General features: G+C 69.9%; 11 protein-coding genes. 3 read left to right on the top strand and 8 right to left on the bottom strand.

The genetic code is table 11. The annotated features are described in order from the left end of the window. Positions 1–129: 129 nt before the first annotated feature. Positions 130–1,023, bottom strand: a complete 894-nt coding sequence (locus ACZ60M_RS23030; protein WP_465421204.1) for a sigma-70 family RNA polymerase sigma factor — start codon at positions 1,021–1,023, stop codon at positions 130–132. 148 nt (positions 1,024–1,171) lie between these two features. Here ACZ60M_RS23030 and ACZ60M_RS23035 point away from each other — a divergent pair, with 148 nt between their 5' ends. Next, the gene (locus ACZ60M_RS23035) at positions 1,172–1,690 is read left to right on the top strand and encodes a GNAT family N-acetyltransferase (protein WP_465421206.1); all 519 of its coding nucleotides are present in this window, start codon (positions 1,172–1,174) and stop codon (positions 1,688–1,690) included. On the opposite strand, the gene ACZ60M_RS23040 is transcribed toward ACZ60M_RS23035, so the two are convergent. Then, on the bottom strand, positions 1,687–2,979 hold the full coding sequence (locus ACZ60M_RS23040; protein WP_465421208.1) for an MFS transporter: 1,293 nt from the start codon (positions 2,977–2,979) through the stop codon (positions 1,687–1,689). The two genes, ACZ60M_RS23035 and ACZ60M_RS23040, sit on opposite strands and share 4 nt — an antisense overlap. A gap of 61 nt (positions 2,980–3,040) precedes the next feature. Here ACZ60M_RS23040 and ACZ60M_RS23045 point away from each other — a divergent pair, with 61 nt between their 5' ends. Continuing rightward, positions 3,041–3,586, top strand: coding sequence for an ArsR/SmtB family transcription factor (locus tag ACZ60M_RS23045; RefSeq protein ID WP_465421210.1), 546 nt, complete (start codon positions 3,041–3,043; stop codon positions 3,584–3,586). Between the two features lie 131 nt (positions 3,587–3,717). Here ACZ60M_RS23045 and ACZ60M_RS23050 read toward each other — a convergent pair whose 3' ends face one another. The 5 genes from ACZ60M_RS23050 to ACZ60M_RS23070 form a co-directional block, all read right to left on the bottom strand. Beyond that, on the bottom strand, positions 3,718–5,337 hold the full coding sequence (locus tag ACZ60M_RS23050; RefSeq protein WP_465421212.1) for a glycerol-3-phosphate dehydrogenase/oxidase: 1,620 nt from the start codon (positions 5,335–5,337) through the stop codon (positions 3,718–3,720). An 11-nt stretch (positions 5,338–5,348) separates the two neighbouring features. Further along, a complete protein-coding gene (gene glpK / locus ACZ60M_RS23055; protein WP_465421214.1) occupies positions 5,349–6,878 on the bottom strand; it encodes a glycerol kinase GlpK in 1,530 nt (509 codons plus the stop codon). Positions 6,879–6,945: 67 nt separating this feature from the next. Continuing rightward, on the bottom strand, positions 6,946–7,719 hold the full coding sequence (locus ACZ60M_RS23060) for an MIP/aquaporin family protein (protein ID WP_465421216.1): 774 nt from the start codon (positions 7,717–7,719) through the stop codon (positions 6,946–6,948). 272 nt (positions 7,720–7,991) lie between these two features. Further along, positions 7,992–8,756 carry an IclR family transcriptional regulator gene (locus ACZ60M_RS23065; protein WP_465421218.1) on the bottom strand — a complete coding sequence of 255 codons (765 nt, stop codon included), beginning with the start codon at positions 8,754–8,756 and terminating at the stop codon, positions 7,992–7,994. 168 nt (positions 8,757–8,924) lie between these two features. Then, positions 8,925–10,178 carry a cellulose-binding domain-containing protein gene (locus ACZ60M_RS23070; protein WP_465421220.1) on the bottom strand — a complete coding sequence of 418 codons (1,254 nt, stop codon included), beginning with the start codon at positions 10,176–10,178 and terminating at the stop codon, positions 8,925–8,927. A 145-nt stretch (positions 10,179–10,323) separates the two neighbouring features. On the opposite strand from ACZ60M_RS23070, the gene ACZ60M_RS23075 reads away from it, so the two are divergent. After that, entirely contained in the window at positions 10,324–11,211 is an 888-nt protein-coding gene (locus ACZ60M_RS23075) for an SMP-30/gluconolactonase/LRE family protein (protein ID WP_465421222.1), read from the top strand. A gap of 33 nt (positions 11,212–11,244) precedes the next feature. Here the strand turns inward: ACZ60M_RS23075 and aspT are convergent, their stop codons facing one another. After that, entirely contained in the window at positions 11,245–12,933 is a 1,689-nt protein-coding gene (gene aspT / locus ACZ60M_RS23080) for an aspartate-alanine antiporter (RefSeq protein ID WP_465421223.1), read from the bottom strand. Between the last annotated feature and the right edge of the window lie 12 nt (positions 12,934–12,945).

A 12,945-nucleotide genomic window follows, 5' to 3' on the forward strand; every position in this document is an offset into this window, starting at 1 on the left:
GGGGGACAGACGAGGGAAAAAATGTGGCGGGGGGGGGGGGGGGGGTGTGGGGGTTGTGGGGGGGGGGGGGGGGGGTTTTGGGGGGGGGGGGGGGGGGGGGGGGGGGGGGCTCCCCCCCCCCCCGCCTCCTCAGTTCCCGGGGTCCGCGAGTTCGAGGTCGGCGATCGTCTTGGGGTCGTTCATGATCGCGATGCTCGCGACCTTGCCGTCGACTACAGCGAACGCCAGGACCGAACGCGGCGACCCGCCCGGGGCCCACATCGCGCCCGCGAGGCCGTCTACGAGCACCGTGATCGCGTCCTTGGCCTGGCCGTTGAAGATCGCGGCCACGGCCGAAGCACCGATGACCTCGCGCCCGGAGAAGCCGGTCGCTACCGCGTCCTCGTCCGCGACCACGACGATGCCCGGGTCCAGCACGGCCAGCAGGTCCTCGAAACGGCCCTCGCGGGCGGCGGCCAGGAACGCTTCCACAACCGATTGGCGCTGGCGCGCATCGCGATCCGCCTCGGACCGGGCCCGGCCCTCGCGCACCCGCCTGCGGGCGCGGCTCGCGAGCTGGCGCGTCGCCTCGGTCGTGCGGTCCAGGACCGGCGCGATGCGGTCGAAGGGCACGCCGAACAGGTCGTGCAGCACGAACGCCACGCGCTCGGCCGGGCCGAGCGCGTCGATCACCACCTCCAGGGCCTGGCCGACCGAGTCGGCCATCACCGCGTCCGACTCCGGGTCGCCGCCGGCGCCGGGGCCTGCGGCCAGCGGGAGGTCGGCGTCGAGGGCGTCCTCGCGGCGGGTGCGGCGCGAGCGCAGCAGGTTCAGGCAGACCCGTGAGACGACGGTGGTGAGCCAGCCGCGCAGGTTCTCCACGTCGCCGGTGTCAGTGCGGGCGAACCGCATCCACGTCTCCTGCACCGCGTCGTCCGCCTCACCGGAACTGCCGAGCATCCGCAGCGCGACCGCCCGCAGGTGCTCGCGGTGCTCCTCGAAGCGCTGCACCAGGCCGTGCTCAAAAAAGAAATCCTCGCTCATCCCAACCTCCGCTCAGGGCCGCTCAACCCTACTGACCCGCCCCGGGCCCCGAACGTGACGAGCCCCGCGAAGCGGCGCCGGCCTATTCCGTACCGGGGAGGTACGTAAATACGTTGCGGGCGTTCCGGTCGGCTGTGATACTCGGCCGATGACGATCATTCGACGCGAGACCGAGGGCGACGCGCCCCTCATCCACGCCATCCACGACGCCGCCTTCGCCACGGTCGCTTACGCCTCCGGGACGGAGGCGGCGATCGTCGACGCCCTGCGCGGCAGCGAAGACTGGGTGCCGCAGCTGTCGCTCGTGGCCGAGATCGACGGCAAGCCGGTCGGGCACGTAGTCTGCTCGTACGGGAACCTCGGCGACGAGCGCATCCTCGGACTCGGCCCGATCGGCGTCGACCCGGCCCTGCACGGCAAGGGCATCGGCTCGGCCCTCATGCACGCGTCCATCGCGGCCGCCGACGCCATGGACGAGCCGATGATCATCCTCCTCGGCAGCCCGGACTACTACGGCCGCTTCGGGTTCGAGCCCGCCTCCCCGTACGGCGTCGAACCGCAGGACCCCGGATGGGAATCCGCGTTCCAGCTCCGCAAGCTCACCAACTGGCGTGATGATCTGCGCGGCAAGTACGCCTACTCCCCCGGTTTCGACGCCCAGAACTAGGCGACGGCGGCCGGTTCGGGCTCCGGCTTCGGGAGGTCGCGCAGGTTCCGCAACGGCGAGAAGAACACCGGGAGGAACGCCAGGCAGACGCCGATGGCGCCGACCCAGAGCGTGGCCCTCGCCCCGACCGTTTCGCCGAGGACGCCGCCTATGAGCGCGCCGACCGCGCTGAGGCCCCAGGCGAGGAAGCGGACCGTGGCGTTCATGCGGCCCAGCAGGCGGTCCGGGGTGAGGCGCTGGCGGAAGCTGACCTGGTTGACGTTGTAGACGACCGAGCCGACGCCGACGAGGCCCATGCCGAGCGCGGCGATCCACACGCGCCACCCCGGTTCGGCGGCGGGGAGGAGCAGCAGGCCCGGTGAGGTGGCGAGGGTCGAGATCCAGATGGCTCGACCCTCGCCGAGCCAGGCGGTGACCGGGCCGGTGACGAACGCGCCGACGAGGCCGCCGATGCCGAAGACCGCGAAGAGCAGGCCGATCTCGCCGGGCGTCATGCCCATGTCGCGGGGCAGGAAGACCACGACCATCGCCATGTAGGCGCCCATCCAGAGGTTCCACCAGCTGGTGGCGGCCACGATGGACGCCAGGATGCGGTTGCGGAAGACGAAGGCCAGGCCTTCCTTGATCTCGGGGATGATCCGGGCGTCATGGGCGACTTCGGGTTTGGCCTCGCGGCGGCGGATGCCGACGAGGAACAGGGCGGAGGCGCCCATCGCGACCGCGTCGAACGCGAGGGCGACGGGCGCGGTGAGCCACCCGATGAGCTGCCCGGCGAGCACCGGGCCGCCCAGCTGCGCGGTCGAGCGCACGACCTCGAGCTTCGCGTTGCCTTCCACGAGCTTGTCGCGGCCGACGAGGTGCGGCAGGTAGGACTGGTAGGAGACGTCGAAGAAGACGGTGAAGACGCCGATGGTGAACGCGACCGCGTAGAGCTGCCAGATGGTGAGCACGTCGGCCCACCAGGCGAGCGGGACGGTGAGGAGCACTGCGGCGCGCACGATGTCGCTCACGATGAGGACGCGGCGGCGGCGCATGCGGTCGATCCACGCGCCCGCGGGGAGGCCGATGAGCAGGAACGCGGCCATGGTCATCGAGGAGAGGACGCCGACCTCGAACTCGCTGACGTCGAGCGCGATGACGGCGGCGAGCGGCAGGGCGAGCGAGGTGATCTGGTAGCCGAACTGGGCGACCGTAGTGGAGAGGAAGAGGCCGCGGAAGTCGTGTTCGCGGAGGAGGCCGAGGCGGTCAGGCTTTTCGGGCGCGACGGGGCCGGAACCGAGGGAGATCATGCGATTGAGTATTCCCAATCAATTGGGTTTTGTCAATCACTCTGGCCGCTAGGATGAGGGCGTGGCAGAGCAGCGCAAGGCAGAGGGTTTCAAGGACGACCGGCCGCTGGCCTCCGAGGCGGAGGCCAAGGCGGTGGCGTCGGCCGTGCGGCTGCGCATCCTGCGGCTGTGCCTCGACCAGGCGCTGACGAACAAGGAGATCGCCCAGCGGCTCGAGTCGAACCCGGCGACGGTGCTGCACCACGTGAGGAAGCTCGTGGACACGGGGTTCCTTGCGGCGCAGGAGGAGCGGGTGGGCGCGCGCGGGTCGCGGGAGATCCCGTACCTGGCGACGCGGAAGTCGTGGGCGCTGCGGCTGGGCGAGGAGCACTGGTCGGAGCTGTCGACGGCGATGATGGACGCGTTCCGCACCGAGGTGGCGCAGCTGGGCGACCCGTCGAAGGTGAACATCGGACGGCTCGGCCTGCGGCTCAACGAGTCGCAGTACGAGGAGGTCAGCCGGAGGTTCAAGGTGCTCTTCGACGAACTGGCCGCGATCGAGCCGGGGCCTGACGCGAAGCCGTACTCGCTCTTCACTGCGATCCACCCGGACGCGGGCCGGGAGTAAGCGGGTATTTCCGGCTCTAGCCTTCAAAACGGACACCCTGGGACCCCCCGAATCCACTATGGCACGGGGGTACGACAGCGAAAAAGGCGGAGACGGGAACCCCTCAGATCCCGTCTCCGCCACTCCCTCTATTAATTTCGGTCGAGCAGCCCTTGGACCTTGGCCCGCACCTCGGGGGTGTCGAGGCCTCGGATCATCAGGGTGGTGCGGCGGCGCAGGACGTCGTCGGCGGAGTGGGCCCACTCGACGTCGCGGGCGTAGACGACCTGGGCCATGATCTCCGGCGCGTCCGGGTGGACGCGCTCGGCCAGCTCCGGGTGCTCCCCCGCGAGGCGGGCGATGTCGAACGCGAGCGAACCGTAGTGCGTCGCAAGGTGCTTCGCAGTATCCTCGCCGAGGTCCGGCAGCGGCGCGCCGCCGTCGGAGAGGAGCCGGTGCTCGACCGCGTGCGGGTTCGCGATGCCCGGCAGCGGCAGCCGGTGCGGCAGGTTCGCCATCGGCTCCATCTCCGAGCCGAGCGAGTACCCGGGCAGGGCCGCGAGCTTCTTCATCACGGTCCGTCCGATGTGGCGGAACGTGGTCCACTTGCCGCCCGCCACCGAAAGCATCCCGCCGCGACCCTCGGTCACCACGGTCTCCCGCTTGGCCTTCGCGGTCGAGCCGGGCCCGCCCGGCAGGACCCGGAGCCCCGCGAACGCGTACGTGATGAGCTCGGGCTTGAGCTGCGCCGCGCGCACCGAGATGCTGGCCTCGTCGAGGATCTGCTTGAAGTCGGCCTTCGTGGGCGAGACCTGGCCCGGGTCGCCCTCGTAGTCCTCGTCCGTCGTGCCGAGCAGGAGCATGTCCTCCCACGGCAGCGCGAACGTGATGCGGTACTTGTCCACGGGTGTCGCCAGCGCCGCGCCCCAGTCGGCGGTGCGCTTGAGCACCAGGTGCGTGCCCTTGGAGAGCCGGATCGACGGGTCGGCGGCCGGGTTCTCCATGCGGCGCAGGTGGTCGACCCACGGGCCGGTGGCGTTGAGGACGACGTGGGCGTTCACGCCGAACTCGGTGCCGTCCACTTTGTCGCGCAGGTCGGCGCCGGTGACGCGGCCGTCAGTGAAGCGCAGGCCGGTGACCTCGGCGTAGTTGAGGACGCTCGCGCCCGCCTCGACCGCCGCGCGGGTGGTCATGAGGGCCATGCGGGAGTCGTTCATCTGGCTGTCGCCGTAGACGGCGACCGCCTTGAGGTCCTTGACGCGCAGCTCCGGCACGGCCGCGCGGGCCTTGGCGGGGCTGAGCAGGTGGCCGACGCCGTCGCCGAAGCCGGAGAGCGCGGAGTAGGCGAAGACGCCCGCACCGAGCTTGGCCGCGCCGTGCGGCCCTCCCTTGTAGACGGGCAGGTAGAACTTGAGCGGGCGGGACAGGTGCGGCGCGACCTGGCGGGTGACGGCGCGGCGTTCGAAGTGGTTCTCCGCCACGAGCTTGACCGCGCCGGTCTGCAGGTAGCGCAGGCCGCCGTGGAGGAGCTTGGAGGAGGCGGAGGAGGTGGCGCCGGCGAAGTCGCCGGCGTCCACGAGGGCCACCCGCAGCCCCGACTGGGCGGCGTGCCAGGCCGTGGAGATGCCCAGGATGCCGCCGCCGATGACGAGCAGGTCGAACGTGGCGTTCCCCAGCTGCTCGCGTGCTTCGGCTCGGCCGACGTTCGCAACGAAGCGAACGGGGCCGGTCGGGTTCGCCTCCGGGCCGGAGACGTGCTGCAAGGTGGTCATCGCGTTGCTCCCTACTCGTCCTGCCAGCCCATGGTCCGCTCGACGGCCTTGAGCCAGTTCTTGTATTCCCGGTCGCGGACCTCGGGGTCCATGTCGGGCGTCCATTCGGCGGCGCGCCGCCAGTTGGCGCGCAGGTCCTCGACGTTCTCCCAGAACCCGACCGCGAGGCCCGCGGCGTAGGCGGCGCCGAGGCACGTGGTCTCGGCGACCATGGGGCGCACGACGGGGGCGTCGAGCACGTCCGCGAGGAACTGCATGAGGAGGTTGTTGGAGGTCATGCCGCCGTCGACCTTGAGCGCGGAGAGCTCGACGCCGGAGTCCTTCGTCATGGCGTCGGTGATCTCGCGGGTCTGCCAGGCGGTGGCTTCGAGGACGGCGCGGGCGATGTGGGCCTTGGTGACGTACCGGGTGAGCCCGGCGATGACGCCGCGCGCGTCGGAGCGCCAGTAGGGGGCGAAGAGCCCGGAGAACGCGGGGACGAAGTAGGCGCCGCCGTTGTCCTCCACCGACATCGCGAGGGTCTCGATCTCGGCCGCGGTCTTGATGAGCCCCATCTGGTCGCGCATCCACTGGACGAGCGAGCCGGTGACGGCGATCGAGCCTTCGAGGGCGTAGACCGGGTCCTGCTCGCCGATGCGGTAGCCGACGGTGGTGAGGAGCCCGGACTCGGAGTGGATGAGCTTCTCGCCGGTGTTCATGAGCATGAACGTGCCGGTGCCGTAGGTGGACTTCGCTTCACCGGTGGCGAAGCAGGTCTGTCCGAAGAGGGCGGCCTGCTGGTCGCCGAGGGCGGAGGCCACGGGGACGCCCGCGAGGAGCCCGCCGAGGGGGCCGCCGGTGACGGTGCCGTAGACCTCGGAGGAGGAGCGGATCTCGGGGAGCACCTGCATGGGCACGCCCATCTCGGCGGCGATCGCCTCGTTCCAGCTCAGGTCCTCGAGGTTCATGAGGAGGGTGCGGGAGGCGTTGGTGACGTCGGTGACGTGCACGCCGCCGTTGACGCCGCCGGTGAGGTTCCAGATGACCCAGGAGTCCATGGTGCCGAAGAGGAGTTCGCCGTTCTCGGCGCGCTCGCGCAGGCCCTCGACGTTGTCGAGGAGCCAGGCGATCTTGGGTCCGGCGAAGTAGGCGGCCAGCGGCAGGCCGGTCTCGCGGCGCCAGCGGTCCTGGCCGATGTCCCCGCCGAGCTTCTTGCAGAGGACGTCGGTGCGGGTGTCCTGCCAGACGATGGCGTTGTGGACGGGCTTGCCGGTCTTCTTGTCCCACAGCATGGTGGTCTCGCGCTGGTTGGTGATGCCGATCGAGAGGATGTCCTCGCGGGAGGCCCCGGCCTTGACCATGGCCCCGGCCACGACGTCCTGCACGTTCTTCCAGATCTCGGCGGCGTCGTGCTCGACCCAGCCGGGCTTGGGGAAGATCTGCTCGTGCTCTTTCTGGTCGACGGCGACGATGCGGCCGTCGCGGTCGAAGATGATGCACCGCGAGGAGGTGGTGCCCTGGTCGATGGCCGCGATGAACGGGCCGGTGTGCGTGTCGGTCATGGTTCGCTCCAGAACGTCGTTGTCGTGGTGGGAGTCGGCGAGGGATACGTCGATTGTGTCCTCATCGCTACCCGAGGGCAACGTTGTAGAGGAGACCGGCGAGGACGCCGCCGACGACGGGGCCCGCGACGGGAATCCAGGCGTAGCCCCAGTCGGAGCGGCCCTTGTGCTTGATGGGCAGGATCGCGTGGGCGATGCGGGGGCCGAGGTCGCGGGCCGGGTTGATGGCGTAGCCGGTGGGGCCGCCGAGGGAGAGGCCGATGCTGACCACGACGAGCGAGGTGATCAGGACGCCGAGGGTGCCGAGGCCGTTGCCCGCGTCGTTGAGGCCCTGGGTGAGGATCGCGAAGACGAGCACGAAGGTCGCGATGATCTCGGTGAGGAGGTTCTGGGCGCTGTTGCGGACCTCGGGGCCGGTGGAGAAGATGCCGAGGACCGGTCCGGCCTTGGCGTCCTTGGCGCCTTCGACGGCGTCCTTCTGGTGGGCGAGGTCGGCCATGTGGGCGCCGAACTGGCCGTAGTAGGCGACCCAGGCGAGGATCGCGCCGAGGAGGGCGCCAGCGATCTGGGAGACGATGTAGACCGGGACCTGGTCCCACGGGGTGGCGCCCTGGACGGCGAGGCCGAGGGTGACGGCGGGGTTGAGGTGGGCGCCCGAGATGGGGGCGGCGATGTAGGCGGCGGTGAGGACCGCGAAGCCCCACCCGAACGCGATGGAGAGCCAGCCCGCGTTCTGGGCCTTGGACTTCTTGAGCGTGACGGCGGCGCACACGCCCGCGCCGAGGAGGATCAGCACCGCGGTGCCGAGGACCTCGCCGAGGATGATGTCTGAGTTGGACACACCGACTCCTTTGTCTGCGTCCGAGGCCGTCACCGGGGGCTTCGACCTCGTTGGAAGGGCTTGTTCGACACGGAAGGCGGCGCGAACACCGAAGCCGTTAGGTGTTCGACAATGCCGACCGATGTACGAAAGTGTTCTCCTTCATTACCGGTGCGTCAAGTATTATGTGATCGTCGTCACACCTCCATTTGTGAAACACCCGAAACGCCTGCAAGACAGGCATACCAGGGTCACACGGGTGGCGCAGAAATGTGGCGAAATCGGACGAAACGCTAGAAGGGTTTGGCCCCGAGATCGCGCGAGACGGAGCGGGCCGTGTCGCGCACGGCGGCGACTAGCTCCGGGCGCAGTTCGCCGTCCCGGCAGACCCGCTCGACGGCGCCGGTAATGCCGACCGCGCCGACCGCGAGGCGGCGCCGGTCGTAGATCGGGGCCGCCACCGCGGCGACCCCTTCCAGGGTCTCCTCGTTGTCGACGGCGTAGCCCTGCGCGCGGGTCAGGTCCAGCGCGCGCTCGATCTCGTCGAGCTCGGTCACCGTGCGGGCCGTGAACGGCTCGCGCTTGGCGTCCACGAGCTCGGCGTGCGCGACCGGGTCGGTCGCGGCGAGGACCTTGCCCAGGGCCGTCGAGTGCAGCGGCTGCATCGCGCCCACCTCGAGCACCTGGCGGCTGTCGTCGGGGCGGAAGACGTGGTGGACGACGAGCACGCCATGCTGGTGCAGCACACCGAGGTAGACCGCCTCGCCCGAGGAGCGGGCCAGGTCGTCCGTCCACACCAGGGCGCGCGCCCGCAGCTCGTGGACGTCGAGGTACGTGGTGCCCAGGCGCAGCAGTTCCGCGCCGAGCTGGTAGCGGCCCGAGCCGGGGTCCTGCTCGACGAAGCCCTCGTGCTGGAGGGTCCGCAGGATGCCGTGGGCCGTGGCCTTCGCCAGGCCGAGGGAGGAGGCGATGTCCGACAGGCCGAGGCGCCGCTCGCCGCCCGCGAGCAGCCGCAGCATGGCCGCCGCGCGCTCCAGCGACTGGATGTTCTTGGCCATCCGCGCGCCTCCGTTCCCGTCGTCGGCAACCCCAACCTGGTTTAGCCGCGTTCGACAATGCTAAACGCTATCGGCTGTTGCCGACCAACCGTGTCCGCCTTATGGAGGATTCGGGGCGCGCGAACGGCGGCGGACCATGCGGTCCGCCGCCGTCGTCTCACGGGTTAGCTAGTAGCCGTAGCGGCTCTTGAGGTGGCGCCACCAGTCGCGCAGCATCCACACGTCGAACTCGGTGACCGTGGAGGACGAGCCCGCGTTCATGATGAAGCAGCACTGGCCCGTCGGCGTCCAGTCGTAGAAGTCGTCGAGTCCGAAGGTGTGGCCGAGCTCGTGCAGGTAGATCGTGATCTGGCTGGAGTTCAACGAGTTCACGAAGTACTCCTGGCCCATGCGCTGGCCCCAGTCGCCGCCCGCGCCGCCGCCCATGCCCTGGGTCAGCCACAGGCTCTGGTCGTAGTGGCGCGCAGCGCCGCCCGGGCACTGGGAGTAGTTGCCGTCCTGGTGGAAGAACCGCCCGCAGGCCTCGGAGCACTGCGGGGCGTCCTCGCGGATGTCGCCGATGTAGACGTCGACCGCGGTGTCCGACCACTGCAGGAGGTTGCGGTCCCTAGCGGCCCAGCCGACCACGTTGACCTCGATCTGGTCGAACGGGAAGTCGGTCCAGCCCGCCATCTGGTCGAACCAGACGTCGTACTGCTGCTGGAGCTTCGCCTCGATCGCGTCGCGGGTCTGCAGGGTCACCGAGTTCGCGGAGTCCCAGCGGACGCAGTAGTTGATCTTGCCTCCGGTGGCCATGATCTGGTCCCAGCCGAAGTTGCGGAAGTCCAGGTTGTACGTGTCCTCGACGTGCGCCCAGACCTCGTTGAGGGGCTGGACGAGGTTCGAGGGCGGGTTCCACTCGTCCTGGCCGGGGCCGCCCGTCGGCACCTCGGTGGGCGAGGCGGTGACGTTCGTGGGCGGGTTCGTGGGCGAGGGGCCGGTGTCGCCGGTGCAGGCGACCCCGTTGAGCTTGAACGCAGAAGGCACCGCGTTGGTGCTGCCGGTGAAGGTGCCGCTGAAGCCGAAGCTGGTCGAAGCGGCGGCGGCGATCCGCTTGTTGTACTCCACGGCGAGGGCGGTGACGTGCGCGCCGGACTGGGTCGCGGTGGTGTTCCAGGCGTTGCCGATCTGCTGCGTGCCGGGGAAGTCCCATTCGAGCTTCCACGGGTCGACGGCGGTGTCGCCGAGGTTCGTGATCTCCACATTGGCGTTGAAGCCGCCGGGCCACTGGGCGGTGACCTGGTAGTCGACCTCGCAGCCGGTGGTGGCGGCCTCGGCCGACATCAGGGTGAACGCCGTCGCGCCCGCGCCGACGACGGCCACCGCCGTGGCGGCGATCGCGGCGCGCAGGCGTCTGCGCGTATTGGGGAGTGCCGGTCCCATGTTTCGTTTCCCGTCTCATAGCGGCGGCCGGGTCGGACCCGGCCCGCCTTCGGTTCGGCTAACGTGAGTGCGGCCCTGGGCCGCACCAGGTGGTCATGCGAAGACTGTGCACGATCACACGAACAGGCTATATCGAGGAGTTTCTATGCACAATGCTCCGGTGGGTTTCCGAAAGTTCGACGCGCGCTTCGCGGTCGCGGGCGACGACTACCTCGAATGCCTGTTCTCCGGCGGGCGCTGGACCGAGGGCCCGGTCTACGTGCCTTCGGGAAAGTACCTGCTGTTCAGCGACATCCCGAACGACCGCATCATGCGCTGGGACGAGACCGACGGCTCGGTCAGCGTCTTCCGCTCCCCCGCCGGCTACACGAACGGGCACACCCTCGACCGGCAGGGGCGGCTCGTCTCGTGCTCGCACGGGGAGCGGCGCGTCGAGCGCACCGAGCTCGACGGCTCGGTCACGGTGCTGGCCGACCGCTTCGGGGGCAAGCGGTTCAACAGCCCCAACGACGTCGTGGTCTCCAGCGACGGCGCGGTCTGGTTCACCGACCCGCCGTACGGGATCACCAGCGACTACGAAGGGCACCGGTCCGAACCGGAGATCGACGGCTGCCACGTGTACCGGATCGATCCCTCGGGGACCGTGGAGCGGGTCGCCGACGACTTCGAGCGGCCCAACGGGCTGGCGTTCTCCCCCGACGAGTCGGTGCTGTACATCGCCGACACGCGCGGCGGCCACATCCGGAAGTTCGATGTGGAGGGCGGGAAGCTCAGCGGCGGCGAGGTGTTCGCCGAGTCCCCGGGCGGGAACTTCGACGGCCTGCGGGTCGACATCGAGGGCCGGGTCTGGGCCGCCGCGGCGGACGTGTACTGCTTCGACCCTGACGGCACGCACCTCGCGACGCTGCCGGTCCCGCAGCCGTCCGTGTCGAACCTGGTGTTCGGCGGCCCGAAGCGCAACCGCCTGTTCATCACCGCCACCGACTCGGTGTACTCGATCCTGCTGAACACCAACGGGACCTGGCGCCTGTAGCGGCTGCGCCGCCCTCTGCGGAGGGCGGCGCGCTCACGCCCCCATACTGTGCGCCATCGCCACGACGATCGGGCCGAGCAGCGGCAGGACGACGTTCGAGAAGGCGTAGACGATCGTGTAGGCCATGAGCGGCGTCGCGTTGCCCGCCGCCTGCTGCACGGCGGTGACGCCGGGCGTCGAGCACTGCTGGCCGGTGACCGAGCCGAGCACGAGCGGCGCCGGGAGCTTCATGACCTTCCAGGCCACGAACAGCGAGATGAACGCCGGGATCGCGGTCATGGCCACGCCCGCGATCGGCAGGCCCACACCGAACTCCTTCACGAGCTCGACCGCCTGCGGGCCCGAGGAGAGCCCGACGGCGCAGATGAACACGGCGAGGCCGAGGGTCTTGATGACCTCGGCCGCTCCGGAGTCGTACTGGCCGAACGTGGGCCGCTTCGAGCGGATCCAGCCGAACAGGAGGCCCGCGAGGAGGCAGCCGCCGCCGGTGCCGAGGGTCAGCGGGATCGTCCCGACCGTCCACACCAGCAAGCCGATGAGGAAGCCCAGCACGACGCCGACGGCGATGAACACCATGTCGAACTTGACGGTGGGGTCGATGCGGAAGCCGACCATCGGGATGACGCGGTTCAGGTCGCGCGAGGCGCCCGACAGGCGCACGGTGTCGCCGTGCTGGATCAACGTGGACGGCTTGACCGGCAGGTCGTGGTCGCCTCGGGTGATCTTCTGGAGGAACACGCCCTGGCGCTCATCGGCGAAGTCGCGGCGGATCTCCCCCAGCGTGGTGGCCTTGTAGCCCTTGCGGGTCACGACCACGTCGGCGAGGTCGAGGCTCATCGCCATCGACTCGTCGAGGGCGACCTCCGTGCCGATCCCGCCGGTGGAGCCGACGAGCGCTTCGCGGCGGCCGACGACGAGGATGCGGTCGCCGCGTGCGAGTTCCAGGTCGGGGGCGAGCGGCACGGTCGCGCCGTCGCGGGAGACCTGTTCGACGGTGGCGTCGCCGAGGTCCGCCTGGAGTTCGGCGACAGTGCGGCCCGCGGCCACCGTGACCTGGTATTCGCGGCCGACGACGGCGGGGGCGGCCGGGGCCGCGGTGTCCTCGTCGGTGGTGCCGCCGAGCTTCCTCCACATCTTCGCGGCCTCCTCGCGGAGGTTGATGCGCATGATGAGCGGGAAGAACTGGCTCGACAGCAGCACGATCGTGATCAGGCCGCAGATGTACGAGATCGAGTACGCGGTGCCCACATTGTTCTGCAGGGTCTCGATCTGGTCGGCGGGCAGGTCGAGGCGGCCGATCGCGTCGGTGGCCGTGCCGACCGCGGCCGACTCGGTGGCGCCGCCCGCGAGCAGGCCCGCGGCGGTGCCCACGTCGAGGTTCATGATGAGGATCGCGGCGGCCGTGATCACCAGGACCGAGACGACCTCGATGACGGTGAACGTGGCGAACTTGAGGCTCTTGCGGTTCAGGCTCGCAACGAAAGTGGGCCCCGAGATGTAGCCGAGCGTGAAGATGAACAGGGCGAAGGCGATCTGCTTGACCTGGTCGTTCAACTGGATGTCGCCGAGCATGCCCACGAGGATCGCCACCACGAGGGTGCCCGCCACGCCGCCCAGGGATATCTTCCAGACCCGCACCTTGCCGACCGCGAAGCCGAGTGCGAGGCAGACGAACAGCGCGATCTCGGGCGTGTCCGAGAGTGTTTCCTTGATCCAGTCCATCTTCGGCTCCCC

The organism is Glycomyces sp. NPDC050141, assembly GCF_055586545.1.